Here is a 25,326-nt window from a genome sequence, read left to right on the forward strand (position 1 = left end):
CGGGAACGCCGATCCGGCCTTCGGACCCGGTCGCGAGTGTTCAGCGTCGGGAGTGCTGGAGGGGAAGCCAGTCGAGGACGTAGAACACGATCAAGACGATCGTCGATGTTTGAGTAAGCCGCAGAGCGATCGGGTCGCCGAGATCCCTGGTGAGGACCATCCGGCCTATCCCGACCAGAAACAGGCCGACGCCGACGACCACAGCCGCGATCGTGCGTGTCGTCCATCGCTTCGGAACGCGCACCGAGTCGGAGAAGGACTTCGGTGGTGGCCACGGAGATCAGGAGCAGCAGCCCGGCGGCCCCGAGGGCCAGGCCGAACATTTTCGTCGCCGCGAGGTCGTTCCAATTCCCGCTGACGGCCAATCGCACCAGCGCGGCGGCGTGGACGCCGGCCACGACGACCGCGCCACCCGTGAGCCACCGCGCCCAGCGGCGGCTGGGGCCTTCCGGCGCCGCCGACACGTACTGCTCTGCCATGACGCCACGATCCCACGGCGCAGACGTCGGAGCTAACCGGATCTCGATGAACAGCGGCCAACGATGTGGGGTTTCGGCGGTCGGAATTCCGGACATGACAGGTCAAGGTTCTGTGGAAGGATCCAGACACAGCCGCCCGATCGGCGGCAGGGAGGGAATCTACGTGCGCGGGTATCGGAAGGCAACAACCGGTGACGGGGATTGGCGGGGGTGCCCGGCGCCGGCCGAATCGGAAGGAGCCTACCGGGTTTCAACGGATCGATTCGACCCGTCACCCAGGCCGAGAAGGATCGCACACGAGGCGACCACGCCATCGGACACAGCCGTGCGGCCGACACGCCGATCCAGGATTGCCGTGGTCGCGGCTATCGGTGTGGTGATCGCTTCGGTGTCCTCGTGCGCGAGCGCGGGAACCGCGGTGGCGCAGCCGCGGTTCGGTCACGTCCCGGCCAGTTGCGCGGTCGCGCTCACTCCCGTCGCGGCCGAGATCGATCAGTTCGCCGGCAGCCTACGCGCCGACGACGATCGGATCAGCACCGACGCCGACCCGGGCCTCGATGGGGAGTCGATCGGTGTGCGATGCGTCGGCATCTACTCCGGTGACCCCGACACCCCGACCCCGCTGCAGGACACCGCGACCGGGCCAACCAGCCGACACCTGTTCCTCAGGTTCATCGTCATCCCCGGCAGCGACACGGTCTCGGATCCGGTTGCACACACCCGGCAGCTCTTCGAGCAGCGGCGGCCACCGGGCGCGTCCGACGTGCCCGGTGTAGGCGAGGCTGCCTACGCTGTGACGACTCATTCGCGCTACCCCAGCGGGATCGCGGGCACGGTCACCGGCTCGGTCGAGATCTCCTTCCGCACGAGCAATCTCATCGTGGCCGCCGACATCGGCGGTATCAACATCCACGACAGCAGCGAACCCGCCCAGTTGCTCGCCGACCTCAAGCGCGACGCTGATGCGATCACCAGAGCCCTGGCGGCCGACATCGACACGGCGATGGCCTGAACGAGGCCGGTTGATGCGAAGCTGTGCGCAGGTTCCGAATCCGGGCGAGGCTCCAGCGGCGGGAATGTGGTGAGTTCGATGGACGACGAGCACCTGATGTCTGCCGATCAGCAGCGGCTGGTCCTAGCCGTGGTCGAAGCCATAAACAACGGTGGCGATGTTGTGGCTCAGGTACGTTCGGCGATCACCCCGCCGCCGGAGGTCGCCGACATCGACACCGTCGTGCGGATCGTCGCGCTGGACTGGGTCGGCTACACCATGGGGGACAAGCCCGCGGTGATCCTCGCGCGTCTACTGGACCGCATCGAAGAGGTCATCGATCCGCCGAGCTGACACCTCAGCGGATGTGCCGGTGGTCTGCGCGAAATCGGCGGTACCGGCCAGGCATTGACAATCGACGGGGAACTCGTCAGCGAACCGGTGATTTTGCTAGTGCTGCTCGGTCAGCCAGTCGATCACCATCAGATACCAGTGCGTCAGGAATGCATCGTCGAGATTTCCGATCGGTGCCAGCCCGTCGCGGCCGAACGTACCGAGGGTTTCGGCCGCGACGGCACCGGCGTACCCGCGGCCTCGCGTGAGCCCACGTTGCTCAATGGGATTGTTTCGCCAGTCGGTGTCGACAACACTCCAGATCTCACCCCGTGTAGTCAGCAACGGATGGTGTCGGGCGTGTTCGTCGTCTGTCCAGAAGCCGGGCCCGAGCGCGGTGATGAACCGCGCCGGTCGGCGCAGCGACCACCCGGCGCCAGCCGGGGTGTAGGTGAACAAGTCCAGTCCGGGTCCGTAGCGGCGAAGCAGTGGCTTCGGCCGGTCAGCTGCTGCGACGACGTTCACCGAGTACAGCGGGCGTGACGGGATGTGTTCTGCGGTCAAGATGTCGCGCAGATCGCGCATCCGCTGCGCGGTACGCAGATCGCAGGCGGCCTGAGCCTGCGAGCGGTGGGCTTCATGGGCGGTTGCGTCCGCAGAATATTGCTGGCGCAATCGCTTTACTCGGTCATGGGCTTCGCTCACACTTCACCGTCCCGGATTCGAACCAGCGGCCGAGGCCGCACAGAAGACGAGCCATCGTTGCAGCGCGGGCTCGGTCCGACCTCGACGTAGTCCCGGCCGACGCGGTTGCCAAAATATATCGCGGCGGCTGAGTTCCGTCTGGAAATGTTCGAACGAGATGATGCCCCGCCGGAGTCGAGCGATATCGGTGCGATGCGCGGCCCGCCTGCCCGTCGCGATCCATGATCGTCGAGTGTTCTGTCGGGTCGGCGGCCGCGTCGTGATCGTGCGCGCGGCGCAACGTCTGGCCGGATCCACTACCGGCTCGTCGCTGAAGGCCGGATCTACGTAGGCTCCCCGCATGCCCTCATGGCTCGGTATTTCGTGGCGGTGCACGCTGATGGTCGCGATCGTCGCGATCAGCGGCTGCGATCCCCAAGCCGATACGCACCACTCCGATCCAGGTACCGCGACGCCGCCGGCGACCTCGACAGCGGGCCAGTCCACCGAGGCGACAGGCTCGCCCGTCCCGGGCTCGGCTCGGCCGGTGTTCGTGGACAACGCCGCAGCCGCCGCAGTCGAAATGCCGATACTTCCTGAGCCCGGGCTCGGGGAAGCGAGGCTGATGCTGGCAGGCGGCTGGAGAGCCGATGTCGTGCTGGGCGGTGGTGAACTCACCTGCACGGGAGGACCTTTCGATGACCCGTCGAAGGGGAGCTCGTGGACCTACCGAGCGCACGCGCGCGACAACATCGTGACCTTCACCGTCGAGATCGCAGCGACCCCGCGGTCGATGCGCTCGCGGTTCCCGCTCGCGCCGCAGATCTCGATCCGGTTCACCGACGACCGCCACAACCTGCAGACCATCCACGCGACCAAGGACTCCGCCGACGACATCGAAGTAGCGGTCTCCGAAGACAGGCGATCGCTGGCACTCAAAGCCACAGCGACTGTGCTGCCTGGTGATTTCGGCGACCCGGACGATCGAGTATCGAAAGTTGCCGTCAACGCTACGTTCTCATGTGGCCTGATCGCGCCACGATAGCCAGCCCTGGAACCCGTGGACGAGAGGATGGTCCGGCCTGTCGTCGGTTCGACTCGGTGCTCGCGCTCACCTGGGCGGCCACGGTGGGCCTGGCTGGCTCAGCCGCTGGCGTGCACGGACTACGGTCCGGGCAGGCCGGGACCGCTGGCCCGGACGTGATCGTCGGCGAGCTCGAGCCGGTAGATCGCCGGCATCGGCATCGCGTGGCTGAATCCCCAATCCACGTCGGTGAATCCGAACCCGACCAGGGCACGCGCGATGAACGTGCCATGGCTGCCGATCACGACGGTGCTGTCGAAATGGCGGTCGGCCAGCGCGATCAGGGCCCCGGCCGCGCGCAAGGTGAGCTGGTCCAGGCTTTCCCCACCGGCGCGCGCCAGTCTCGGCATCATCCAGCTGATCGCGTAGTGGCGCGCGTAGTCGCGGCGAGGTGCGAGCCCGGAGTCCCATTCCCGCAACTCGTGATCGGTCTGCACCGGTAGGTCCAGGGCCTGGGCCAGCGGCTGCACTGTTTGGACCGCTCGTAGGTAGGGACTGGACACGATCGCCCGCGGCGCCAGCGGGATCAGTTCGTCGATCACGCTGTGGGCCTGCCGGTGTCCCTGGGTGGTCAGCGGGCGGGTGTAGTCGTCTGGTCCGCCGGGTGTGGGAATGACGGGGGTGGCGTGGCGGAGCAGGATCAGCGTGGATCGCACGGCGGCCGCGGTACCCGAGGAGTCGGCGCCGTCGTAGGCACTGGTTGTGTCGCGCGGGGTCCCCCGCGGTGGTGGAAGTGACCGGGATTGTCGTGCCAGCGGGCCCGTAGCAGGGCGAGTCCGCGTTCGACGGCGATCATGCGGGCCTGAACGCCGGGGTCGTTCGGGTCGTAGCCTGCCTCGAGCAACGCTGCACGATCTTCAGGTGTCATGCCAGATTGGACGCCGCTGCACCGGTGCCGGTTCCCGGCAAAACGGACGACTTCGCCCTTGTCTGCGCGCGCCGTCGAAAACACTCCGTATCAACAACAAGCCACGAGCCGATGCTGGGTGCGCTTGCCTGGACGCGTTGCCTAGTCGCCTGCTGGCTGCGGGATTCCGCGTCGCCCGAACTGGTCGTCACCAGGCGAGCCGCGATCTATTGCGCGGCCCGTACGCGACGTCGGCTGACGGCACTATCGTCATCTCGGAACGGCCCGTCGGCCAACCGGTTCGACGGCCGGGACTGGCTGGGCTGGCGCCGGTCCGATACCGATGCGTGCACCACGACGATCTGGCAGGAGTGGAACCAGTGAGTGACGACGACTTTCCGATCGACTTCGACGCACCCAGCACGGGCCACGACTACCAGGTGCTCCCTGACGGCCGGGTGCCGTTGTGGGTGTTACTCACCGTCGGCGACGACGCGCACTGCGTCACGCCGCGCCACTCCTACACGGCTCCGCTGGTGCTCTCGGCTGCCGTGATGGGCCGCGACTGCGACATCCCGGCCGGGGAAGTCATCGGCCGCGAGTTCACCGCGTCCGGCGGACTGGGTGAGGCGTTGCACGACTTCCGGCTCGTGCACGATCCGCGCTTGTAGCAGGGGCAGATGGGCTGGGCTCGACTTTGCTGACCTCAAGTGGGATCGATCGGCATGGTCCGGGCAGCGCTGAAGGGCGTCGAGCACCGTTCGCGCAGAGCTGGGCGCCGGTGGTGTGTTCGCTCAGGTGAATTCGGCGCACCACACGCACAGCTGCTCCACTGCGACCTCGGAAGCTTCGGCGGCAGGTACACGCACCGATCCCACCGCGCGGCCGCCGATCGTGGCCTCGATGCGGTAGTCCAGAATGCGGCCGGACTCGGGGTCGTAGCCGATGGCGGTGATCGGGCCTTGCAATTCGATGAGGATGCCCCACTCGCGGCCGTCGATCCCGCGGTGCAGGGTGGTCCAGCCGATTTCCTCTCCGAGCGCGAACTGCGGCATAGCCCCACACCGTAGGACCTCGACGTCACGATGCGATGACATCGCCGTCCGGCGCGGCCGCAGAGGTTATCTGTCGGTCAGGTCGGGGAAACGGCGATGCAGGGCGTCGATGAATCCGCGCACCCGGCGCAGGTTCGACAGGTGCGCAGCGCGTTGCTGCGGCGAGGTAGCCAGCGCCGCCGCAGTCTCGATCCCGGCCGCCTCCACAGTGAGCATCTCGAGGAATTCGCGGGCCTGGGCAACGTCGGGATCATCCTCGGCGCTGCTCATACCAACCGTCTACCAACATCACGGCAGGGGCCGGCCGATCGCTGGACTGATATCGGCCGGGTGCTGCGGCCGGATGCCGATGACGACTTCACTGATGTGTCCTGTCCGTGCGAGGCGATCACGGTGTGGCCCGGGATCGGTCGGCCTCTGGCGTCGATCCGGGCAGTATCGCACCGACTTACCCGATTTCCTGGCGGTGGTTCTCTCCGTGAAACCGCAGCACCGATGACCGGTAAATCTCGACACCGCTCTCAGCGCCGAAGGTGCTGGTATCCGCGAAGTTCGACACCACCAGACGGGTCGCGGTGGTCAGATCCTGCCGGTATCAGCCAGTGACCAGGCAGAAAGGGTGACCGGCCGGGTCCAGCAGCACCCGCCACCGGTCGCCGCCCGGCTGGTGGTCCGGCCTGACCGCACCGAATCCCAGCGCCGAGGTCTCCGCCGCGTCGAGGTCGGCGACCCTGAGGTCCAGGTGCAGCTGCTGCGGCACGTCCTGACCCGGCCACCGCGGGGCCCGGTATCCGTCGACTCGTTGGAAGCCCAGATCGCAACCCGAACCATCGGTCAGGGCGACGAACTCGTCAGTGCCATAGCCGAGCTGCATGCCTGTCAGCTCGAGGTAGAACCGGGCGAGAGCCCGAGGATCGGGGCAGTCCAGGGTCACGCCTCGCAGCGTCGCGATCGGCATCGTGCACTCCCTTGGTCATCCAGGTTCGCGGGCCGCGCGGCGCCCGCAGGTGGCTATCCAACCGCACTGTCGTGGCTCGCTCCACTTCTTTTCGGGCGGCCGACAGCGCCCGCGTCGGGCGCAGCGACAGCGGCGCTGCGCACCCGCTTGTCTGTGCGGGCGAAGGTCCTCCTGCCGCTGGCCACATCGGCTAGGAGGACGGGTGTTCGGGATCGCTGGACGTGTGATCGATCCGCCAGGGGCGCACGGTCCGTGCGGATCGCGGCCGCAGCGGGCGCCGTAGCCGTGGATATCTGCGGGTGTCGGCTTCGGCGTAGCCGCGCAGCACCTCCGTCAGGCGCACCGCGATCTCGTCGAACTGCTCGGGGGTGAGCACGGCGCCGAATGCGGCGCAGGCGTCGAGCTGGCGGCGGACGGTGGCCAGCGCCGCTGCCGTCGGCGCGGGGGCAGGCATCTCGGACATGGCCAGCACTCTACTCGTTATCGAACATACATTCGAGACCTGTAAGTTCGGCGGCGTGTTCGAGAAGTGGCCGGTGCAGTTCAAACCAGAGCCGTGGCGGGTCGTCGACCCGCCACAGAAGGTGATCGTCGCCGCCCACCTGGCCATCACGACCAAACCGCGACACTTCCGCCAAGACCAGCTGGCGATGCGCGTGAAACTCGGCGGCCTGCGCCTGGCCGAGAACGTCCCCGGCTGGCTCCATGCCTGGGTGCTCCTCGATGACGGAACCTGGATGGGCCTGGTCACCTTCACTCTCGTCACCGGTAACGGGCACGGGCAACTCCAGCTCCACCAATGGTGCCCCGCGCACGCGCTCAGTCCGGCCGACCAGTAGCCGAGAAGGCGCGGCCGTCGGCGGCTCGACGCACCGGAAATTTCTGCACGGCCGTACCGGTATGGCAGCGTGGGCGGTGTGGACGGGATCGAAGTCGAGCAGCTTGACGGTGAGCACACACTGCTCCCGCAGCTACTCGCCTCCCTGGACCGGATCCACCGGCTGCGCGACAGCGTCTTCGCCGCACCCTCACGGTTGGCCGGGATCGGTGACCCGGATGTGGTTCGGCTCCTCGCTCGGCGCGACGCCACGGCTGAAGGGTTCCTCGCCGGCACCCCGCAGACGGGCCACCTCGCTTTGGTCGGCGTCCTGCGACCGCGATGCGGTGTCGGGTCTGCACTGGTGCGCACGTTTATCCAACGAGCCTGCGTGGCAGGGGCCGGGGAGGTGGCCGTGGTCCTCGACACCGACCCGCAAGGGCGGTGGGGGCGTCGACAATTCTTCGAAGCGCTCGGCTTCACCGCGGTGTCCGGCAGCGCGCTGCACTTCCACCGCACGGTGTGAGGTCAGTCCCGGTCGGCCGGGCCCTTACGGGTGAGGCCTCGGCCGACCGGGACGGGTGCTGAGCATGTATCCCGCCAGAGACCTGCATCGCACCTGCTGTCGAATCCCACCCTCACCGGCTCTTCGGGATCCGACGAGACGGGAATCTACTCCGCGCCCGCCGGGTCGGCGGTCCGACAGGCGCCGGGGTTCGATATCGATTCGGCATCCGAACCGGGGCGCTAGCGGGCGAATGGTGCAGCGGCCGAACTGAACTCGATGTCGAGGCGGCCGCCGGGATGCACGGTGAAGATCATGATGCCGCCGCTGGCGGCGTGGTGGCGGATCATCTCGATCAGCGAGGTTCCGTCTTGTTTTGCGGTGAGGGAGAGGTGTTCGGCGAAGTCGTCGCCACCGACCGCGGTGTAGGAGAAGTTGAAGTACTGCTCGTAGCCGACCGCGTAGACCACCTTCGAGGAGCCCTCGGGGTTGTCAGGGTCGGCCAGCAGGCGGGGTCGGCCGTTGGATAGCATAGGTGCCCTGGTCCTTGGCCCACACCAGCGCCGGTGGGACCGGGTCGGGTTTGTTGCTGTCGTAGTCGGGCCAGGAATGCTCGGTGGCGGCCATCGCGTGCTCGGCGATCACGGCGACCTGCCTCAGTGGGAACCACAGTTCGAACTTGCCCATCCGTACGGTCATCGATGATTTCCTCTCTGTCGGTGAAAGATTCAGTCCTCGGCCGCGAGGGCGGCCAGCAGCTGCCCGGTGTCTGTGGCCAGGCGGGCGCGGCCGTCGTCGACCATGGCCGCGCACCCGGCCCACGCGGGAGCGGTCGGTGCCGGCGAGGGCAGGGCGTACACGGGCCGGTCGAGCCGGTTTGCCCAGTCGACGGCGTTGAGGGTGCCGCTGCGGATCCCGGCCTCGGGCACCACCATCCCGGCGGCGCCGAGCGCGGCGATGATCCGGTTGCGGTGCAGGAACCGGTCACGGGTGGGCCGGTCGGACGGCGGATACTCCGACACCAGCAGTCCTCGCCGGGTGACCTGTTCGAACAGGTCACCGTTGGTGGCGGGGTAGGCGTGGCGCAGCCCGCCGGCAGTGACGACGACCGCCGACCCGCCCGTGGCGAGCGTGCCTTCGAGGGCTGCGGTGTCGATGCCGTAGGCGCCGCCGGTCACGATCGTCCACCCCTGCTCGGCGGCGGTTGCGGTGAAGTCGCGGGTGGTGGTGTAGCCGTGCTCGGTGCATACCCGTGCCCCGACCACGGCCACGCCGCGGTGCGTGAGGGTGTCGAGGCGTCCGGTACCGCGAGCCCACAATGCGATCGGACCGAACTGGTTGGTGGCGGGGTCGTCGAGCTCGGTGAGCTGGCGGGGCCAGTCGGGGTCTTCGGGGGTGATCAGCCGGGCGCCGATGCGGTCGGCGTCGGCGAGGTCTGCTTCGGCGCGCACCGCCAGGCCGGGGGTGGCGCGGGCGAGGATGTCGGAGGCCCCGTCGGGGCCCTGAGCGGCGAGCAGGATAGCGACCGCTCCGCGACGGTAGAGGGCGGCGCGGGCCAGGATCGCCCATGCCAACTGCTGGGCGTGCTCGGCGGAAATGGTCAGGTCCACGGTCGATGAAGTCCTCTCGCAGGGTGGACCGCGCTGCGGCTGCGGCCGGGCGGGTCGGATGGTGGCTCCTGTTGTGGTTGTCCACAGGGGTATCCACAACATGTGGATATGGTGAGCGCCGGTCACTGCCCGGCCGGGAAGTCGCGTACGGGGCTGGCGGCGAGGTAGCCCGCGCTGCCGGACGCCGGGTGACCGGCTATCGGGGCGCCTCGGAGTCGTCGGTGAGGTTGAGGGTTTTCCAGAGCGTGCGGGCGGCGATGACCGCTGCGAGCAAGTCCATCGGCTGGATGTCCTCGGAGTTCGGTGCCGGGTCGCGGACCTTACGCAACCGCAGGAACGGCACCCCACGTAGCGCGATGCCGGTGGCGGCGGGACCGGACTCGTCGGCCGGGACCGTGAAGACGTCGTAGTCGTCGCGCCGGATCCAGGCCTCGTACCAGGCCTCGGCCGGTTTGCCCTCCCGGCCCGGAGTGGTGGTCTCGGCGGGCGCCCAGTACCGGCAGCGACATAGCGGGTCGCTGCAGAGGTTGAGTGGGGTGTTGCCGACGGGGTTGTAGCGGTCGACGTGCCCGGCCAGCATCACGCAAGCTCGGCGGCTATACCAGCCACATTCGGGGTGCAAGCCAGGTTCGACTGCCACGCCGCGCAGGTAATCGGAGGGGCGGATCATCAAGATGAGGGTGTCGTAGAGGTCTTCCCCGCAGACCTGGCATCGTTTGTGGTGCAGGACTTCTGCGAGGCGTTGTGGGTCGATGTTTCCCCACACTGGTCGGGTTCGGTCGCGGTGGGCGAGGGTGATGTAGGGGACTACGAGTCCGGCCGAGACCGGCGCGTGCGCCAGCCGCGCGAGGATCGGAACATGCTCAGCGGCGCGCGGCCGCGACGTCGGGGAATGTGCTGTGTGGGGCAATCGGGCCTCGAATCTGCCGGTCCGGCATCGGGTTCGGTGTCGTCGGCGGGAGTGGGGTGGGCGACCAGGACCACGGTGGTGGCCCGGTCCGGGGCACAGTGGGTCTGCACGCGCAGGTGGACCAGCGCGACCAGCGAGGTAGCAGTTGGTGTTCCGGCGTTCCACGGCAGATACCGGGTCTCGTCGAGCGCGGGCATCTGGGCACGCAGCCACGAGTTGAGCTGCTTGGCGTCGCCGATCACGAGGCCGTGATCCACTCACGGCCGGTGTGAGGGTTGTGCCCGTAGACCCGCACCACCGTGGGCGGGGACAGGGCGGCGTCGATGACGGTGGCGGGCAGGACGGCGTCGTGGCCGCTGTAGGCCCAGCGGCCACCGGCGATCACCCAGCTTTCGCCGTCGGGTTCGGTCGGCATCAACCGCCACGACACCGGGTCGAGCCCGTCGCGGATCGGGTCGGGCACCCACTGCGGGATCGCGATGCCGTTGATGATTCTGTGGGTGAGGGCGGCGTGTTCGATGCGCACCAACCCCATCACCGGGCGCTGCCCGAAATCGATGCCCATCGTGTCGGGGAAGACTGCGAGTTTCGTGCCGGCGGCCGGTGGTGTGGCGAAGGTGCTGTGCCAGCCCACGATCACGACCTCGGTCGCAGCCAGCAGGGGATGCACGCGGGCGGTGAATCGGTCGGGGTCGGGGCGGTCGTCGGCGGCGAGGCTGATCGGCATGGTCACGCCCGTCCCTCGCTTGCTGTGCGGGTGTGGCGTTCGACGGATTCGATGAACCGCAGCGGCAGGATCACCCGTTCACCGGGTGCGGTGGTCAGCACGGTGTAGCGGGCGCTGACGGTGGTCGGTGTCGCGGTGGGCAGGGTGTGGCCGCCGCGGGTCCGCACGGTGATGGCGTCACCGCGACCGCGCGCGGCCTCCAGCTCGATACCGATCGCGGTCGAGTCCGACGACGGAGCAGTTGGTGCGGGTGTGCGGAGTTGCGCGATCGCGGCACGCAGCCGGTACCGCAGTGGCGGGATGGTCAGGGGCTGGGTCATGCGCGGTGGATCCTCCGGAGAAGGTGCAGGAACGCGAACCGGCGGACCGGTCGCGGATGATGACGGGCAGCCAGCGCTGCGGCGAGCCGGTCGGCTTCGTGGCGGTCGAGATCGATGAGCTGGCATCGGGTTTCACCGGCGAGCGTGTCGTGCAGGTGCAGGCGAACCCAGTAGCCGTCGGTGCTGACGTGCACGCGGGCGCCGTCGCGGTCATGGACCCGAAGCAGCGGAACGGGAAGATGGGGCAGTGGTGGGTGATTCACGCCGACCCGCCTGCGTCAGCCGAACGCCGCGGTGTGGTGGTGCACGCCCGGTCTGCACTCGAGCGCCTCGCGAGCGGGGTGCAGACCGAGGTGATGCGGCCGACGCGGGCAAGGGCGACGTCGTGCATGTGGCTCCCATCGAAGAAGGTGTTGAGGGACAGGCTGTTTCGAGCGCGGGGTCGAGAACATCCGCGTGCGACTCGGCCTCGGACACATCGGAGATGTGCTGTCTGAGGGATGTGCCGCGTCGAGCCGAGAGACCGCGAGGGTGATTGCGCAGGTCGGGAGCACATCGGCCGCCCTTTCGCCAGTGGATCGGGCTGTGATGGGTGCCATCGACGTGGAGATGCCGCACCGGCGTCAGGTGTGCATAGCGTTGGTGGACAACATCATTGGTTGTTGTCCAGGAGGCGAAGATGCCGAAATCGCGAGCTCGACACTCGAAGAAGAAGGCACCCCGCGATCGCGGTCGGCCTGTGTCTGTGGACTTGGGCTACCTGTGGCGACAGGCCCTGAAAGGACCGATCGAGGTTCGGCTCGCGCGGACCGAGGCAGAACTGTCGCGGTTCGCCGAGTGGGGATCGATGCTGGGGATGGACGGTCCGGGGATCGCCTCAGAGCTGATCCGCGCCCATCGGGATCGTGTGCTGGGCGCCGGTGTCGTCCGGGGCAATGTGTGGCGTGCGATGGCGCGCCGCCACGTCAGCTTCGAGTCACTGGTGATGGCGCGCACGGCCGCGTTGGTCGCGCTCGACGGCGACGGCACGGTGATCGGTGGGGTCCTGGCCGGACCCGACGTCGACTTGCTGGATGCGATGTCGCAGGACTGGGACGCGCCTGCCGCGGTGACGGCGTTGGCGTTGGTGGCGATGTGGCGGGTGGATCTGGTCGCCGTCGACGAGCCGCATCGACGCCGTGGTGTCGGTAGCGCGCTGATGCGGGCATTGACCGCGACCGCGTTCTACAACGCGACAGGTGCGCTCTACGGCGCGTTCGCCCCGCGCGAGCCCGGGCTGAGCGCGTTCTTCGGCAGACCGGAACGGGAACTGTTCATCTACCCGACCGGTGCCGGCGTCGATGTGAGCGTGTGGCTCGGCGGCTTCCCGACCGTGGTGATGCCCGAGCCCGACAGGTGCCTGTTCTACCTCAATCTCCAACCACCTCCCACGCCGGAGAACCCGATAGCGCGAATCCCGATCTGATCCGGTCGCGTCGCAGGAATCGCATCCGGTCACTCGTTAGGCGTGACGGGGTGGTTCGACACCACAGGCGGTCACGCGGTTTCGAGCTCGGGGTCGCCGAGGTCGGCATAGCGCAGCGACTCGTCCGGGCAGGCACAACTACAGCGCGGGAAGGTCCGCAGGCATTGCACGCAATATCCGCAGTACAGACAATGCGGGCCGTCGGGGTTGTCGAAGTCGGCGCCGCAGTTGTCGCAGTAGCCGTCCTCGAACCCGAAACCCTCGGCGAAGGCGGTGTAGCCACCGTGCGGGAACCGGCCCAGCTCATAGGTGTGATTTGAATACCACGATCCGTCGCGCCAGTGCCCGGCCTGCTCGTTGAAGATGTAGACGGAGTGCTTGTAGGCGGGGTCGACGGTGAGGATGACGGCCTTGTCGTGGCCGAGCCAACGCTCGAACCGCGACCGTCCGATCCAGGAATCCAGTGACCCGAACGGTGCGCGGGGCAGGAAGTCTTCGGCCGCGATCCGGGTATCGGAGCGGTCATCACCACGGGTTGGGTGGACGTGGTCGGGCAGGACCCCGTTGTGGGCCAGCACGCTGCGTTTGTCCCCGCCGATCGCGAACGGGTGACAGTTCGCGGTGGTGTGCTTGCCGTGGGTCGCGTAGCGGGAGTGAAACAAGGCGGGCCCGTCGGGGAACTCTGTTCGGGCGTGGGCGAATTCGGTGATCGTCTCGCGCGGGTCCAATCCGTGCCCGACGACGAGCCGGTCACCGGCGTGGATCGCCCAGCCGTGCCCGTGGGGGTTGGCGATCGCTCCGGCGGCGAGGGCGTCGTAGTCGGGGGTGATGGCGGGCCGGATGAAGGTCAGGATGCACACGGGTAGGCCTCCTCGAGGGTGGTGAATGCACCGGTAGCGGTGAGCGCGGCCAGCTCCGCGGTCAGCGGCGCGTACTGCGCGCGTGTGGACACCCAGGTGGTGAAGGCGGACCAGTCCCAGCCGCCGCGCGCGACGTCGCCCGAGCGCAGGCCGCGGGTGTATTCGACCGAGGCGTCGGCGAAGGCCAGCGCGGCCTGAACTTGCTGGGTCTTCAGGGAGCTGGCGAATACGCGCAGCTCGAAGGTGTCGGCGGGGCGGGCGTTGACGGCGTGGTAGCGGCCCCACCCGTGATCGCCGTGGGCGAGCTTCTTGGCCATGGCGCGGGTGTCGGGGTCGAACTGCGCCCAGGTGGTATAGCGGCGCCGCGCCAGGGTGCTGACGGCGGGCTCGTTGCGGTAGATCAGCTTGAGCCAGCGGTAGATGTGGGCGGGGGAGTCGAACCCGGCGCGGGACAGGTGGATGTGGATGCCGACTTCTTCGTCGGTGTCGCAGCCCAGCAGCCGCAGCTGCGGTAGCAGCGACCACGGGAACTGGTTCATCGCGTAGTCGAAGCTCATCGGGTGGGTGACCAGCTCGAATCCGTCGCTGACTGACGCGTCGGTTTTGAGGTAGCCCAGCGAGTCGAGCTGGGTGTTGGCGGTTTTCACCGCGTCGTCGTGTCCGGTGTAGCTGGTGCGGACTTCGAGCTCGAGACCCAGGAACAGCGGTCCGAGGCCGTGGAAGTCCGGGTCCGGTTTGTAGTCGGAGTCGTGGACCCGGGATTCGTCGGGTTGGGCGCAGCCGTCGCAGTAGTACTCGCACCCGCGAAACAGCCAGTGGCATCCGCGGCAGCGGTCGTAATCGTCGCGGCAGTCCGGGCACACCGCGTAGTCGCCGTTGATCGAGACCGGATCAGCGACGACGATGTTGCAATCGAAACAGGTCGAGTACTCCTCGGCGCAGCCGGAGCAGACGTCGCCACCGGAGGCGACCGCGGTGATCTCGCTGGTGTAGCGCGCGCAGTCGTCACATTCGCTGAGCCGGCTGCGGCATTCGGCGCACACGTCCTCCTCGTCCACGGTCTGTTCGACGTCGCGGGTGGGCCGATCACACCCCTGGCACAGGTCGAGCTCCGAGGCGCACCTCGCGCACAGCTCTTCGGCGTCGGCGGTGTGGATGAGGGCGTCGGGAGGGGTTCGGGTGGAACAGGACTCGCATTCGGCGAGGTCGAGGGGAGGATTGAGGACGGCGGTGGGCATCGGTTCCTTCCCTGGAAACGACGAAAGCCCGCACCATGCGGGTGCGGGCTCGGATGAATAGGTGGTGATGGCGCGACAGCCCGCTAGGTACTCGGCTGCGGCGGCGCGGGCAGGGCGAGCTGGCGGTCGGAGCCGCGGCGATGGGGGCTGCGGGTTCGTGGTGGTCGGCAGTCGCAGTGCGGGAAGCGGGTTTCGCAGGCGAAGCACCACCCACATTTGCGGCAGTAGCGGCCGACCGGGTTCAGGTCGACGTCGTCACAGGCGCTGCAGACGTAGGGCTCGGGTGCGCGATAGCGCCGCGGCACAGGTAGGTAGCTCGAGTTGGAGTACCAGATGCCGTGGTCCCAGTGCCCCCTCGATTCCCCGAACAGGTACACCTGCTGGTCGTAGGCGGGATCGACGGTGAGGATCAGCAGTTTCGACGAACCGAGCCAGGTTTCCAGGCCGCGGGCGCCCCGGTGGGTGTCCAGCGACCCGAACGGCATCTGCGGCAGGTAGTCCTCGGCGGCGATGCGGGTATCGGAGCGCCAGTCATAGGCGCTCGGGTGGACGCGTTTGGGCAGGATCCCGTTGTGCGCGAGCACCGTCCGCGCGTCACCGCCGAGCCGGAAGGGGTGGCAGTTGGCGACCGTGCGGATGCCGTGGGTGGCGTAGCGGGAGTGGAACAACGCGGGCCCCTCGGGATGCGCGGCGCGGACGCGGGCGAAGGCGTCGATCACGTCCTGGGCGTTCATGCCGTGGCCGGTGACGATCCGGTCACCCGCGATCAGCGCGAACCCGTGGCCGTGCGGATTCGCGTCGGCGCCGCGCAGCAACGCCTGCGGGTAGGGGGAGACCGAGGCGGGGATGAAGGTCAGGAGGCACACAGCACAACCTCCTGCGGGTACTCGTCCAGAGCGGTGAGTTCGTCGAGCAGCGGCCGGTACTCGAGGTGCCGGCTCAGCCAGTCGGTGAACCGGTCCCACTCCCAGCCACCGGCACGGATGTCGGGGACGGTGAGATCGGCGGTGTAGCGGATCGATGCCTCGGTGAACGCCAACGCGGCCTGGACCTGCCGGGTCTCGAGGGAACTGGCGAAGACCCGCAACTCCAAGGTGTCGCGCGGGTGCGGGTTGATCGCCTGATTACGCGGCAACCCGACAGCGCGGTGAGCGCCCTTGGCCAGGTCCTTGGCTCGGGCGCGGGTGCCGGACTCGAACGGGGCATAGCGGCTGGTACGCCGTGCCAGGGCGGTGACCTCGGCGTGGTTGCGGTAGACCAGCTTCATCCACCGGTAGACGTGCGCGGGCCCGGTGAATCCGGCGCGGGAGGCGTGCACATGCAGGCCGACGCTGGCGTTGGTTCGACACCCCATCACCTGGAGGTCAGCCAGCATCTGCCACGGGAACCCGGTCAGGGCGTACTGGTAGGTCATCGGGTGGCAGACGATCTCGAATCCGGCCGGTGCGATGGAGGAGTCGCGTTTGAGGTAGCCGAGCGGGCCGAGCGCATCGACTGCGATCGCGACCATGTCGTCGTAGCGGTCGGCGGGGACGACGACCTCGAGTTCCATCCCGAGGAACAACGGCCCGTCGCCGTGGAAGATCGGGTCGGGTCGGTAGAAGTAGTTCCACACCCGGTACGGGTCCTCGCAACGTTCACACTGGCCCTGGCCGCGGATCAGGGTGCCGCAGTCGGTGCAGGCCCGCAGCTCGCGCGCGCACTCGGCGCAAGCACGCACGTTGCCGACGACGTAGCGGCTGTGGCGGGTGAAGCGCTCGCACTGGAAGCACTGGTCGAACAGGCGCGCGCACAGCTCGCACACCACGCCACCGGTATCGACCTGTTGGCGAGCCGAGGTGACTTCCGTACACACCACACACGGGCGGAGCCGGGAAACGCAGCCCGTGCACAGCAGTCCGGCGCAGGTGGTGGGGGTCAGCGTGATCGCGCGGGCACCGCACTGGAAGCACTGCGGGCACCGGTACACGCAGGTCTCGCAGACGGGCCCGCCGTTGATGGTGTAGCGGGTGCCGGGGTCGCGGGTTCGACAGACCCCGCAGGGGTCGGGCAGTTCCACATCAGGCATGACGGGTGAAATCCCTTCGCAGAAACGACGAACGCCGCCCCGAAGGCCGGGAACGGCGCGAAATGACGAGAACGGGAAACGGCGGTGAGGAAGGTGGGGTATGGGTCAGGCGGCGCGTGCGCTCGCCAGACGGCAGGCGACGGGTTGGCCGTGGTGGCGGCCGTCGCAGGTGGTCAGGGCCAGCACCCGGTCCGGCATGGCGAGCTTGCGGCGCGCGACCGCTTCGAACTCGTCGATACCACTCGCGGCGATCGCTTCGTAGTGGTCGTCGAATCCCTTGACTGGCTCACCGAGGTCGGGCAGTCCCGCCTGGCGCCACATCCGCAGGTAGAGGCCGAACGCGCTGGTGTTCAACGGAGTTACGAGACTGACCTGCATCAACAACAACACGACCTCGACAGCTGTCCCCGGCTTGGTCGGCTGTCCGGCCGCGACTCGGTCGAGTAGTTCGCGGGCGTGGGCGCGGTAGACGAACTCGGTGCTCATGCGAGGGTGGGTGGCGGTCAACAGCGAAAACCCGTGAAAGAGAACGTCGGCGACGTCAGGGTGTCGCTGCTGTGCCAGGTGGATCTCGTCTTCGGCCCAGTCCGTCTGGGTCAGGGTGGACAGCAGCGTTGCCGTGAACTCCTTGCCGGTGAGACTGCGCAGGAGCGGCTCGATCGTGGCGTGCGTGTCGGTCATGAGTGCGTCCTTCGGCAACGGTGATGTGGCAGGCGAACTCTGGAATGGCGCGCAGCTGTGGGCAGGTCAACGGCGCGATCCCCCGATCGCCAATTGCGGCGCGGCAGATCTCGACGGCGTCGGGTAGCGCTGGGGGAGAGGGTGATCCGGCTCAGCTGTGCTGGATGTCGGTAGCGGGGCGTATCCTCGTGGGTGGAAGAGCCGCTGGTCGGGTCGATCTCAGGAGTTTGAGATGCCTGCTAGCAAGCCACGTCGTGCCAGGAAAGATCCCGAACTGGTTCGGCGGTTGGACGAGGTCCGTCAGCTGATGAAGGATCGGCGCACCGAGGCGGAGCGCCGCGCGGCCGCGACGATGGACGCGGTCCAGACCTACTTACACGCTGCGGGAGTGATCCGCCACAGCCTCATGACGCGTGATCACCGCATCGGTGAACTGCGTGGACAGATCGAACAGATAGAACGCGAATACGAAGCCGAAGCCACTCGATGGCGCGCTCAGCAGGCGCAGGCAGTCGCGTTAATGCGTGACCAAGGCGAGTCCGATGAAAGTATCGGCCAACTACTCGAACTGACCAGCAGACAAGTGCGGCAACTCATGACTGCCGCAGCCCGCGCGGCCGATCATGCAACGACTGACCGCAGTGGACCGGATCGCGGTGGTGCAGCCAGCAGTTCGCTGGAAACTGTGCGCTTCGAGGTTCAAGCGGGTTCACAGGACGCCCCAACCGTGGTCGAGGCGCTCGGTCAGAGTTTGGCGTAGCCGCCGATGTTCCAGACATGCCACCGGAATTGGCTCGGAGCCAGGGCGACGCGATAGGGGATGCCGGGCGCGGTCGGATACGGCCAATAGGCGACGCCGCACCGGTGGCAGTAATAGCCGTGGCTCCACACCCCTCGCGCGCGGCCACGCCCCGCCTGGACCTTGCCGTTGCGGCGCGCACGCTGGAACGCGAGCGTCAAGATCGCGGCCACGGGGATCGACAGCAATAGCGGAAAGAGGTAGAAGCCCAGCAACGATGCCAACATGCGGATGGGATTGCCCGGTAGTGGATTTTCGGCCAGGGCTGCGGTGCACACAGCGAACATAGCCATGACGAACAACAGCAGGGTGGACCCCAGGACCGACAGTGGTCCTGCAGAGGGCAGCACGGGTTGCCAGGCCAAGCTTCGCGCGAGAGTCGAACTGTGGCCGTACTCGTGGACCGAGGTCCCGACAACAGGCACAAGTCCACCCGGACCGATGCCAACTCCGGTATGAACACCAGTGCTGTAGCCGCTATGGGTTCCGTCCGCCATGGCGGCGGGCACGCTCTGGACCCAGTCGATGCGTTCGCACTGCGGGCAGGAGAGATCGAGGTTCACTGGTCCCCCAAAGGACGTGGTTTCTCGCTGAAGTCGTGCACGAAGGTGATGCCTGGCAACGAACCGTGCGTCAATCCAACATGGGAAGCACCCTCCTGTCGATGTGGCCTGAACCACACCAGATAGGGGTTCGGGTGGTCCGCCGATCGGCCGAAACATCGTCCGTCTCAACCGCTCGTGCCCGGTTCGGTGCTCGCGGGGCTGCGGTCGGCGTGCACACGCTCATCCTTGGTGTGCGCACGGTTGCCGCGCGGCTCGGCCGCCTCGTGCGCACGGTCGGGATCGGTGTGCGCACGGTCTTCATCATCGTGCGCATGCTGAGCAGAGAGTTCAGCACCGGCGTGCGCACGATCGATGGGTACGTGCGCACGCAGTCGTTCGGCGTCGCGCAGGATTCGGCTGACCGCTGAACGGCTGCGCCCGAGTTCGCGCGCCACACGGCTGGCGCTCCACCCATCTACGTACCGGTGTGCGAGCACCGCGGCGACGGTCGCGGGGTCGCGTCGCCCGCCGGGGTCCTGTTCGCAGATCAGCGTGGCCAGTGCCTCGAGATCTGCTCCGTCGCAAGAACCATCGAGGGAATCCCCGCTCAGCTCGGCTGTCCGGTCGGCAGAGCTCGCGGCGTGGCCGCTCGGTGCGTTCGGTATGTCCAGTGGGCGCTGTGATTCGGGCACAGTGGCTTCCGGCTCGTGCTCCGTGTCGTGGTGGTGTGCGTGCGCCAGCGTCAACAGGGCGATCGAACTCTGGGTCATTTCTCTGCACCATCCGAGCGCTAGCCGGGATTAGGGCTCGTCCGCTTATGTCGTGTCCAGCCGCGGGGAGGCCGCTACTGCTGGAGCCTTTGCTTAGGCTTGGGCCGCTATTTGAAGGGTCGATGCCGTGCATCGAAGGTCGAGCTATCCGGGGCGATCCGCAGCGTAGCCGTCAACGAAGGTCCGGTGGTGGGTTGCCTTCGAAGTAGGCGGAGCCGGTTGGATCAATAGGCCGCGGGGGGACCTCACGCAGCTCATCCACGATCTTTCGCCATCTGCTTCGTTCAGCGGTCAACGCCATCACAGCACCTTGACGGGTCGCGATCACGATCTCGGTCTCGCCGGGGTTGGGGTCACGGTCTCGGAACTGGGCAATCTGGCGTTGGAGCAGCTCGATCTCGCCCTCGATCGCGGCCAGCACACCCTCGCCAGCGTCGACGAGTTCCGGTGTAGATGGGAGCGCATTCGCGAACCTCTCGCTCGCGGCCGCCAAGTCCTTGCCCTGTCCAAACATCCGCCCATTGTCCACTCCTCGACCGTGGTCAGGCAGAACACCGCGCCGACGCCCAGAGAAGTGACGCCACAATTCGCGTCGTCAACGGTGCCCGTGCCTCCTGAAGCGGTGCCAGGATTCGTCGGCATCCAACGCACAACCGCTTACTCGAATAACGGCATATCCACGCCTATTGACGCATCTATCGTGACGAGATCGGCGTCGAGGTGGGCACTGTGATTGAGCAACTCGTGCCACCCGTCGCCAGAATCAGCGCGGCGTCGATACCTGGAAAGTCGTGTGGCCTGCGACTGTCCACGTACTGCGGGACGCAGTGTTGGTGGTGTTCTGGCGATCTGGGTGTTCTCGTCGTGGGTGCATCGACATACGTCCGCATCGCGGGCAGTGGCAGTCGCTGTTCGTAGCAGGCACATGATGGGCTGCCCCGATCGGCTAGTTGGTCCCGCTCAGCGCCATGCCTGCTCCAACTCCGACAATCATCAGCCCGCCAGTACTGCCTACTGTTTCGAGGCGACGTGGAGAACGAACGAACCATGACCGTGCAGTTGCTGCAAGCAGCGCCCAACAACCGTCCGAAAGTGCCTGGATTGCAAGGAAGATCGAGCCCAGGGTCAGCAACTGCGCGGGCAGAGCTCCCTGAGTTGGTACCGCGAACTGCGGAAGGACCGCGCTGAAGAACACGATCGTCTTGGGGTTGGTAGCACCGACGACGAAGCCCTGTCTGAACACACGACCGCCGTCGGTGCTCGGGGCACTGGACAGCAAGGCCGTAGCGAGCTCCTTCCGCTGCAGGATCGTCGCGATGCCCAAATAGATCAGGTATGCGGCTCCTACTACTTTCACGATCGTGAACAACAATGCTGAGGTCATCAAGACCGAGCCCAGGCCTAACGACACCGCGAGTAGCGGTACGAACGATCCGGTGACACCGCCTGCTACCGACAGGACTGCGGACCGGCGCCCCAGAGTCAGGGCTCGGCCGATCGCGAATAGCACGTTCGGTCCAGGAATGACGATGATGATCAAGGCTGCGGCGGCGAAGGCCGCAGCATGCGAAAGCGGGACCATTTCACCGAGCGTAGTTGCTTGCGATCACATTCTGCGTGGAATCGCGTGAGGGGTCGCGTTGGCGCCAATTTTGCCCGCACACCGGGCGGTGTCGACCATCGCGTTCATGTTCCTCGCTGTCCTGAACCGGTGTACATCGTTCTGGCGCGACTGATTCGTCCACGCCGCGAAATCCCCTTTGCTCGTCACCGCCGTCGCCACAATGAGCGGTTCGATACCGACGGTCCACCATGCAACACGGCAGGCACTATTGGTGTCGACGCGTCCGCGGTGGCGCAAGATTCAGCAGCACGGGTTCCGCTGGTGTGATTCTGGTTAGACGTTGAGTCTGCTCACGTTTCTGCCGCAGGAACGTCAGGGTTAGCTCGATGCCTTCGATCTCCCCGAACCATCCCTCCACCTGGGCTCGGGTTCGTCGACCGATGAGGTCTTGTTCGATCTCGTCGAGCCGAACGAGCATCATGGGATTGATGTTGAGCATCGGGCATCGGATGCAGGCGTGTTCGTGCTGGCATGCGGTGCCGTAGGGGCGGGCGCATCCGCCGAGTTCGACTCGTCGTTTGTCGAAATGCTCTTGGAATTCGGTCCATTCGGTGTCGGTGGTCGGGCGGTATTCCTCGGTCGGTCGAAGTTGGCGGCGCCTGTCGAGGTGGGCCTGGTAGTGGCGGACGATGTCTTCGTTGAAGACGGTGACGTATCCGCGGAAGGTTTCGAGATTCAGGTGCCCCAGCAGTGCGGCGCCGATATGGATGGGCAGTCCGCTGTTGGCCAGATCGGTCGCGAAGAGTCTGCGGAAATCGTGGGGTGTGAAGTGCATGTCGGCGAATGCCGGGTTGAGCGCCGAGATTTCGGCGCAGGTGTCTTTGAGCCAGCCCAGGATCGTCACTGGTGACAAGACGTGCTGGCTGTGGCCGTATTGGCGCTGGAACAGGTAGGGCATTGGTTCGCCCCAGACTCTCTCGTGGTGGTCGTAGCGCGCAACGAGGTGGATCGAGCGCCCGTCATTGGTCAGGCGGCGGATGATCTGCGCGATGACGTGGAACAGTTCCGCCGACATCGGGACCACCCGTTCCCGATCGGATTTCGAGGGGGCGATGACCAACAGGCCGATGACCTCGCCGCTCGGGCGCTGGTATTGCCGGATGCTGAGGTGGGTCAGTTCGCACAATTCCTCGATCCGGATGCCGGACAGCCGCAGGACTTCGACCACGGCCCAATGCCAGAAGCGGGAGTTCTCGTGAGCTGTCTGGTTGACCACCGCTCCGGTGGCGAGGTCGCGCAGCCGGACCGGAATGTGGTCGGGGCTTTGCAGGTCGAGGCGGCTGGTGAATCGTTCGTACTCGCGGCCGGCGTGGACGAACCGCACTGCCATGTCGAGGGTGGGTTCGGCGGTGGCGGCGACGGCCAGCAGTGATCGTGCCTGTTCGTATTGGGTTTCAACGTATTCCACCAGGGTTGCGAGCAGTGGCTGCCGGACCCGGATGCGGTGGTCGATGCGTTCCTTGACTCGCCGCTTGCGTACGTTGTAGCCGCGCAGCTCCCCGTAGGGAATGGGGCAGGGTGCCGCCCATTTCGCCCAGGTTCCGGGGTCTTCGACCGCCCAGCTGTGGATGTCGCCGTAGAGCGCTCGCACGTGGAGGAGGATCCCGTGGACGTCCTTGCGGAGCTGGGGTGGTTTCCCGGCGACGGGAGTTTGCCAGTTGATCCTCTCGCGCCATTGCTCGTAGGTGGCTTGGTCGATCTCGAGCGTGGCTTGGCCTGGATTGATGGATTCGATAGTGGCCCAGAAGTTTCCGGCCAGTGCGCGCGCGATACAGGTAATGCTGTTGAAGTCCGCCTCGGTACTGCGGCGGGCGAGGTAGTCGATCAACAGTCGGCGGACGTCGGCGTCACGAACGTCGTAGAGGTCGACGAGCTGGGCCATGCTCAGCTGCCCGACGACCAAAGATGCGCCCAGGGTCGGTGGCGTCGACGGCGGGAAATGGCCCATCTCGTGCAGTACCTGCCAGGCAAGCTTGCCCGGCAGTCCTTTGCCGCAGACTGCGGTGCCGTGGCGCTGGTTCTCGAAGGCATAGTGCAGCAGCGCTTCCGGCGTCAGGTCCGACAACGCGATGCCCTGTGTGGTGAGCGCGCAGCAGACATCGAACAACGCATGCTTGCGGTGCCGTCGCGGGATATGGGTGCGTGCCTCCACTTCGGCGAAGAACCGGTCCAGTAGCCGATCCTTCTGAACGAGCGCGAACGACTCGGGGTACCCGCCGAACTTGTTCGACCGAAAGCCAGCTACCGAGGGCTGAACGACCCGCATGCAGAACAGGATTCGCATTGCGGCGGTGATTTCCGACCGACGATTCTTAGTAGTTGGGCTGATCTCGGTGATCAGCACCTCGCCCAGCGGAGTGTGTCGTTCGTTCAGTCCGGCAGCTTCCCATCGTTGCTGCCAGGTCTCACCCGGAAACCGGAATAGGTGATCGAGCACATGCCCCAGACCGACGATATTGCGCTGACGATTGGCACTGGCAAGCCCTGGCCAATCTCGGCGGTACACCTCGACGATGTGCTCCGCCGCGGCCGCAGTGCGGTCGCCGAACGGTCTGGGCGGGTTGATCGGTATCGGCGCTGGGGCGGAGTCCACACGCGTATCGAACGGCGAATCGTTCTTCGGGCGTTGCTGACTCGTCCGCTGAAGGTGGCGGTGACGGGAGGTGTAGGACGCAGGGGTCGTAGAGTTCGATGGCGTCGCCGTCATTTCAGGCACCGAACACGACCGACACGTCGTCGGCGGCGTAACCGGCCGGATACGACACTTCCGGTCGTGGACGGCCATAGTGCTGCTGGAGCCGGTCGAACATGTCCTCTACCCGCGTCTGGGTGTAGATGCTCACCGTGGCCAGATTCGCATGCCGCAGAATGCGCTGCACCTCGGCCAGCGTCAATGCCGGATCGCTGACGAGGCGGGTCGCGGCGGTATGACGCAGATCGTGGCACGTCCAGTTCGTGTTCAACCTGTCGTTGGCGCGCTGCAGGATTCGCCGCAGCGCCCAATACGTCAGCGGCCGCCTTTCTCCGCGCAACGTCCGGAACACCGGCAGGTTCGGCCCAGGCAAGCCCTCTGACTCGAAATAGCTGGCCAGGTAGACGAACGCCTGCGGATCGGCTGGGATATCTTGGCGGGCACGACTTCCCTTGGACACCACCCATATCCGCATCCCGCCCCAGTCGATGTCGTGGGCTCCGATGCCCAGCAACTCACTCGCCCGGGCTGCGCTGGACACGTAGAACAACAGCAGGGACCGGTCGCGGTCGTTGCGCATCGCGTCGAACAACTCGTCCCAGAGCCTGTCGGGGATTGACCGCGGCGCAGCCTGCGGGACCCGCTGCCGCAAACGTGCCCGCCGCACAACAGGTTTCGGTTCCAACGGGCTCAGATGCCGTAACGCCTCGCGACGCTCGGTCGACTCGGGCACCGGGTTGAGGACAGGACCACGCCCGAAACTTCCGTGATAGGCATAGAACCCGCAGATCACCGACAAGCAATGGTTGATTGTCCGCGGCGCGTATCCCGCCTTCAACTGTTGTTTGCCTGTCCGGACGTTCACCGTCCCTGGCCTCGGCGTGCCTGCCCGTTGCCGAATCCGCTGCGGATTGGACCCGTTACGCAGCGAGCCCACCAGCAGCGCCACCTCTGCCTCGGTCGCGTGGTCCCAGTCCACCCCGAGCAGCCACAGCAACCGGAACCAGCGCAGCAGGTCGTAGCCGTAGCTTTTACAGGTCAACGGGCTGACATCGCCCAACGCTAGGTCCCGCAGGTACTGCACTGCCGGATCGACCAGTCGCTGTTGGGCGTCCACCACTACGAACGGCGGAACCGTTCCCGGTCCGGCGATTACCGCACCGACGCGAGGAACCTCCGTCAAACCCTCGGCCACAGCGTTGCGAAGTTTGGAATCCGGTGCCACACCAACTACTTCGTAGCCGACAGCGGCTTGGGTGGTGCA

Annotated in this window: 34 protein-coding genes; 8 read left to right on the forward strand and 26 right to left on the reverse strand. The window is 66.7% G+C overall.

All coding sequences use genetic code 11. The features are described from left to right. Positions 1-40 precede the first annotated feature (40 nt). Positions 41-202, reverse strand: a complete 162-nt coding sequence (locus ACIO52_RS02920; protein WP_402641149.1) for a hypothetical protein — start codon at positions 200-202, stop codon at positions 41-43. A 632-nt stretch (positions 203-834) separates the two neighbouring features. Between ACIO52_RS02920 and ACIO52_RS02925 the strand changes: the two genes are divergently transcribed. Together ACIO52_RS02925 and ACIO52_RS02930 are read left to right on the forward strand one after the other, a co-directional pair. Next, the gene (locus ACIO52_RS02925) at positions 835-1,491 is read left to right on the forward strand and encodes a hypothetical protein (protein WP_402641152.1); all 657 of its coding nucleotides are present in this window, start codon (positions 835-837) and stop codon (positions 1,489-1,491) included. A gap of 78 nt (positions 1,492-1,569) precedes the next feature. Continuing rightward, positions 1,570-1,824: a hypothetical protein gene (locus tag ACIO52_RS02930; RefSeq protein ID WP_402641155.1), complete on the forward strand. Its 255-nt coding sequence runs from the start codon at positions 1,570-1,572 to the stop codon at positions 1,822-1,824. Positions 1,825-1,920: 96 nt separating this feature from the next. On the opposite strand, the gene ACIO52_RS02935 is transcribed toward ACIO52_RS02930, so the two are convergent. After that, positions 1,921-2,508, reverse strand: a complete 588-nt coding sequence (locus tag ACIO52_RS02935; protein ID WP_402641158.1) for a hypothetical protein — start codon at positions 2,506-2,508, stop codon at positions 1,921-1,923. Positions 2,509-2,848: 340 nt separating this feature from the next. Between ACIO52_RS02935 and ACIO52_RS02940 the strand changes: the two genes are divergently transcribed. Next, complete coding sequence (locus ACIO52_RS02940; RefSeq protein ID WP_402641161.1) at positions 2,849-3,532, forward strand: hypothetical protein; 684 nt, start codon at positions 2,849-2,851, stop codon at positions 3,530-3,532. A 119-nt stretch (positions 3,533-3,651) separates the two neighbouring features. Here the strand turns inward: ACIO52_RS02940 and ACIO52_RS02945 are convergent, their stop codons facing one another. Beyond that, positions 3,652-4,227 (reverse strand): histidine phosphatase family protein, encoded by a 576-nt coding sequence (locus tag ACIO52_RS02945; protein WP_402641164.1) that lies wholly within the window; start codon positions 4,225-4,227, stop codon positions 3,652-3,654. A gap of 571 nt (positions 4,228-4,798) precedes the next feature. Between ACIO52_RS02945 and ACIO52_RS02950 the strand changes: the two genes are divergently transcribed. Beyond that, positions 4,799-5,089, forward strand: coding sequence for a hypothetical protein (locus ACIO52_RS02950; RefSeq protein ID WP_402641166.1), 291 nt, complete (start codon positions 4,799-4,801; stop codon positions 5,087-5,089). 123 nt (positions 5,090-5,212) lie between these two features. Here the strand turns inward: ACIO52_RS02950 and ACIO52_RS02955 are convergent, their stop codons facing one another. The 4 genes from ACIO52_RS02955 to ACIO52_RS02970 form a co-directional block, all read right to left on the reverse strand. After that, positions 5,213-5,473 carry a hypothetical protein gene (locus tag ACIO52_RS02955; protein WP_402641168.1) on the reverse strand — a complete coding sequence of 87 codons (261 nt, stop codon included), beginning with the start codon at positions 5,471-5,473 and terminating at the stop codon, positions 5,213-5,215. Between the two features lie 66 nt (positions 5,474-5,539). After that, complete coding sequence (locus ACIO52_RS02960; RefSeq protein WP_402641171.1) at positions 5,540-5,743, reverse strand: hypothetical protein; 204 nt, start codon at positions 5,741-5,743, stop codon at positions 5,540-5,542. A 325-nt stretch (positions 5,744-6,068) separates the two neighbouring features. After that, on the reverse strand, positions 6,069-6,431 hold the full coding sequence (locus ACIO52_RS02965) for a VOC family protein (RefSeq protein ID WP_402641174.1): 363 nt from the start codon (positions 6,429-6,431) through the stop codon (positions 6,069-6,071). Positions 6,432-6,621: 190 nt separating this feature from the next. Continuing rightward, positions 6,622-6,894 (reverse strand): DUF6374 family protein, encoded by a 273-nt coding sequence (locus ACIO52_RS02970; RefSeq protein ID WP_402641178.1) that lies wholly within the window; start codon positions 6,892-6,894, stop codon positions 6,622-6,624. Between the two features lie 73 nt (positions 6,895-6,967). Between ACIO52_RS02970 and ACIO52_RS02975 the strand changes: the two genes are divergently transcribed. Both ACIO52_RS02975 and ACIO52_RS02980 read left to right on the forward strand, forming a co-directional pair. Continuing rightward, entirely contained in the window at positions 6,968-7,270 is a 303-nt protein-coding gene (locus tag ACIO52_RS02975) for a hypothetical protein (protein ID WP_402641181.1), read from the forward strand. Between the two features lie 78 nt (positions 7,271-7,348). Beyond that, positions 7,349-7,774 (forward strand): hypothetical protein, encoded by a 426-nt coding sequence (locus ACIO52_RS02980; protein WP_402641184.1) that lies wholly within the window; start codon positions 7,349-7,351, stop codon positions 7,772-7,774. A gap of 221 nt (positions 7,775-7,995) precedes the next feature. Here ACIO52_RS02980 and ACIO52_RS02985 read toward each other — a convergent pair whose 3' ends face one another. The 8 genes from ACIO52_RS02985 to ACIO52_RS03020 form a co-directional block, all read right to left on the reverse strand. Continuing rightward, complete coding sequence (locus tag ACIO52_RS02985) at positions 7,996-8,286, reverse strand: hypothetical protein (protein ID WP_402641187.1); 291 nt, start codon at positions 8,284-8,286, stop codon at positions 7,996-7,998. Further along, positions 8,246-8,452: a hypothetical protein gene (locus ACIO52_RS02990; protein ID WP_402641189.1), complete on the reverse strand. Its 207-nt coding sequence runs from the start codon at positions 8,450-8,452 to the stop codon at positions 8,246-8,248. The genes ACIO52_RS02985 and ACIO52_RS02990 overlap by 41 nt, the downstream gene beginning before the upstream one ends. 29 nt (positions 8,453-8,481) lie before the next feature. After that, positions 8,482-9,363, reverse strand: coding sequence for a DNA-processing protein DprA (locus tag ACIO52_RS02995; protein WP_402641192.1), 882 nt, complete (start codon positions 9,361-9,363; stop codon positions 8,482-8,484). Positions 9,364-9,559: 196 nt separating this feature from the next. Then, on the reverse strand, positions 9,560-10,003 hold the full coding sequence (locus ACIO52_RS03000) for a hypothetical protein (protein ID WP_402641195.1): 444 nt from the start codon (positions 10,001-10,003) through the stop codon (positions 9,560-9,562). Positions 10,004-10,170: 167 nt separating this feature from the next. Beyond that, complete coding sequence (locus ACIO52_RS03005) at positions 10,171-10,530, reverse strand: hypothetical protein (protein WP_402641198.1); 360 nt, start codon at positions 10,528-10,530, stop codon at positions 10,171-10,173. Further along, positions 10,512-11,006 (reverse strand): hypothetical protein, encoded by a 495-nt coding sequence (locus ACIO52_RS03010; protein WP_402641201.1) that lies wholly within the window; start codon positions 11,004-11,006, stop codon positions 10,512-10,514. Before ACIO52_RS03010 ends, ACIO52_RS03005 begins: the two co-directional genes overlap by 19 nt. Next, positions 11,003-11,320, reverse strand: a complete 318-nt coding sequence (locus ACIO52_RS03015) for a hypothetical protein (protein WP_402641204.1) — start codon at positions 11,318-11,320, stop codon at positions 11,003-11,005. The genes ACIO52_RS03010 and ACIO52_RS03015 overlap by 4 nt, the downstream gene beginning before the upstream one ends. Then, positions 11,317-11,514 (reverse strand): hypothetical protein, encoded by a 198-nt coding sequence (locus tag ACIO52_RS03020; protein ID WP_402641207.1) that lies wholly within the window; start codon positions 11,512-11,514, stop codon positions 11,317-11,319. The genes ACIO52_RS03015 and ACIO52_RS03020 overlap by 4 nt, the downstream gene beginning before the upstream one ends. Positions 11,515-12,059: 545 nt before the next feature. Between ACIO52_RS03020 and ACIO52_RS03025 the strand changes: the two genes are divergently transcribed. Next, a complete protein-coding gene (locus ACIO52_RS03025; RefSeq protein ID WP_402641210.1) occupies positions 12,060-12,785 on the forward strand; it encodes a GNAT family N-acetyltransferase in 726 nt (241 codons plus the stop codon). A gap of 71 nt (positions 12,786-12,856) precedes the next feature. Here the strand turns inward: ACIO52_RS03025 and ACIO52_RS03030 are convergent, their stop codons facing one another. The 5 genes from ACIO52_RS03030 to ACIO52_RS03050 all read right to left on the reverse strand — a co-directional run bounded on the left by ACIO52_RS03030 (position 12,857) and on the right by ACIO52_RS03050 (position 17,632). After that, positions 12,857-13,645 (reverse strand): class II glutamine amidotransferase, encoded by a 789-nt coding sequence (locus tag ACIO52_RS03030; RefSeq protein WP_402641213.1) that lies wholly within the window; start codon positions 13,643-13,645, stop codon positions 12,857-12,859. After that, positions 13,633-14,883 (reverse strand): hypothetical protein, encoded by a 1,251-nt coding sequence (locus tag ACIO52_RS03035; protein WP_402641216.1) that lies wholly within the window; start codon positions 14,881-14,883, stop codon positions 13,633-13,635. Before ACIO52_RS03035 ends, ACIO52_RS03030 begins: the two co-directional genes overlap by 13 nt. Positions 14,884-14,966: 83 nt before the next feature. After that, entirely contained in the window at positions 14,967-15,749 is a 783-nt protein-coding gene (locus ACIO52_RS03040) for a hypothetical protein (RefSeq protein ID WP_402641219.1), read from the reverse strand. Continuing rightward, a complete protein-coding gene (locus ACIO52_RS03045) occupies positions 15,737-16,951 on the reverse strand; it encodes a hypothetical protein (protein ID WP_402641222.1) in 1,215 nt (404 codons plus the stop codon). The genes ACIO52_RS03040 and ACIO52_RS03045 overlap by 13 nt, the downstream gene beginning before the upstream one ends. A 105-nt stretch (positions 16,952-17,056) precedes the next feature. Further along, a complete protein-coding gene (locus ACIO52_RS03050) occupies positions 17,057-17,632 on the reverse strand; it encodes a hypothetical protein (RefSeq protein WP_402641224.1) in 576 nt (191 codons plus the stop codon). 232 nt (positions 17,633-17,864) lie between these two features. On the opposite strand from ACIO52_RS03050, the gene ACIO52_RS03055 reads away from it, so the two are divergent. Then, on the forward strand, positions 17,865-18,392 hold the full coding sequence (locus ACIO52_RS03055) for a hypothetical protein (RefSeq protein ID WP_402641227.1): 528 nt from the start codon (positions 17,865-17,867) through the stop codon (positions 18,390-18,392). Here the strand turns inward: ACIO52_RS03055 and ACIO52_RS03060 are convergent. The 6 genes from ACIO52_RS03060 to ACIO52_RS03085 form a co-directional block, all read right to left on the reverse strand. Then, entirely contained in the window at positions 18,377-18,994 is a 618-nt protein-coding gene (locus tag ACIO52_RS03060) for a hypothetical protein (protein ID WP_402641230.1), read from the reverse strand. The two genes, ACIO52_RS03055 and ACIO52_RS03060, sit on opposite strands and share 16 nt — an antisense overlap. Positions 18,995-19,161: 167 nt before the next feature. Next, entirely contained in the window at positions 19,162-19,746 is a 585-nt protein-coding gene (locus tag ACIO52_RS03065) for a helix-turn-helix domain-containing protein (RefSeq protein WP_402641233.1), read from the reverse strand. Between the two features lie 172 nt (positions 19,747-19,918). Continuing rightward, complete coding sequence (locus ACIO52_RS03070) at positions 19,919-20,260, reverse strand: hypothetical protein (RefSeq protein ID WP_402641236.1); 342 nt, start codon at positions 20,258-20,260, stop codon at positions 19,919-19,921. A 432-nt stretch (positions 20,261-20,692) separates the two neighbouring features. Further along, the gene (locus ACIO52_RS03075; RefSeq protein WP_402641240.1) at positions 20,693-21,328 is read right to left on the reverse strand and encodes a LysE family translocator; all 636 of its coding nucleotides are present in this window, start codon (positions 21,326-21,328) and stop codon (positions 20,693-20,695) included. Positions 21,329-21,575: 247 nt separating this feature from the next. Beyond that, positions 21,576-23,963: a tyrosine-type recombinase/integrase gene (locus ACIO52_RS03080; protein WP_402641243.1), complete on the reverse strand. Its 2,388-nt coding sequence runs from the start codon at positions 23,961-23,963 to the stop codon at positions 21,576-21,578. 115 nt (positions 23,964-24,078) lie between these two features. Beyond that, positions 24,079-25,287 carry a tyrosine-type recombinase/integrase gene (locus ACIO52_RS03085; RefSeq protein WP_402641246.1) on the reverse strand — a complete coding sequence of 403 codons (1,209 nt, stop codon included), beginning with the start codon at positions 25,285-25,287 and terminating at the stop codon, positions 24,079-24,081. Positions 25,288-25,326: the final 39 nt, after the last annotated feature.

Origin of the sequence: Nocardia sp. NPDC087230 (assembly GCF_044744725.1) — a bacterium.
GTDB classification, from domain to species: Bacteria; Actinomycetota; Actinomycetes; order Mycobacteriales; family Mycobacteriaceae; genus Nocardia; species Nocardia canadensis.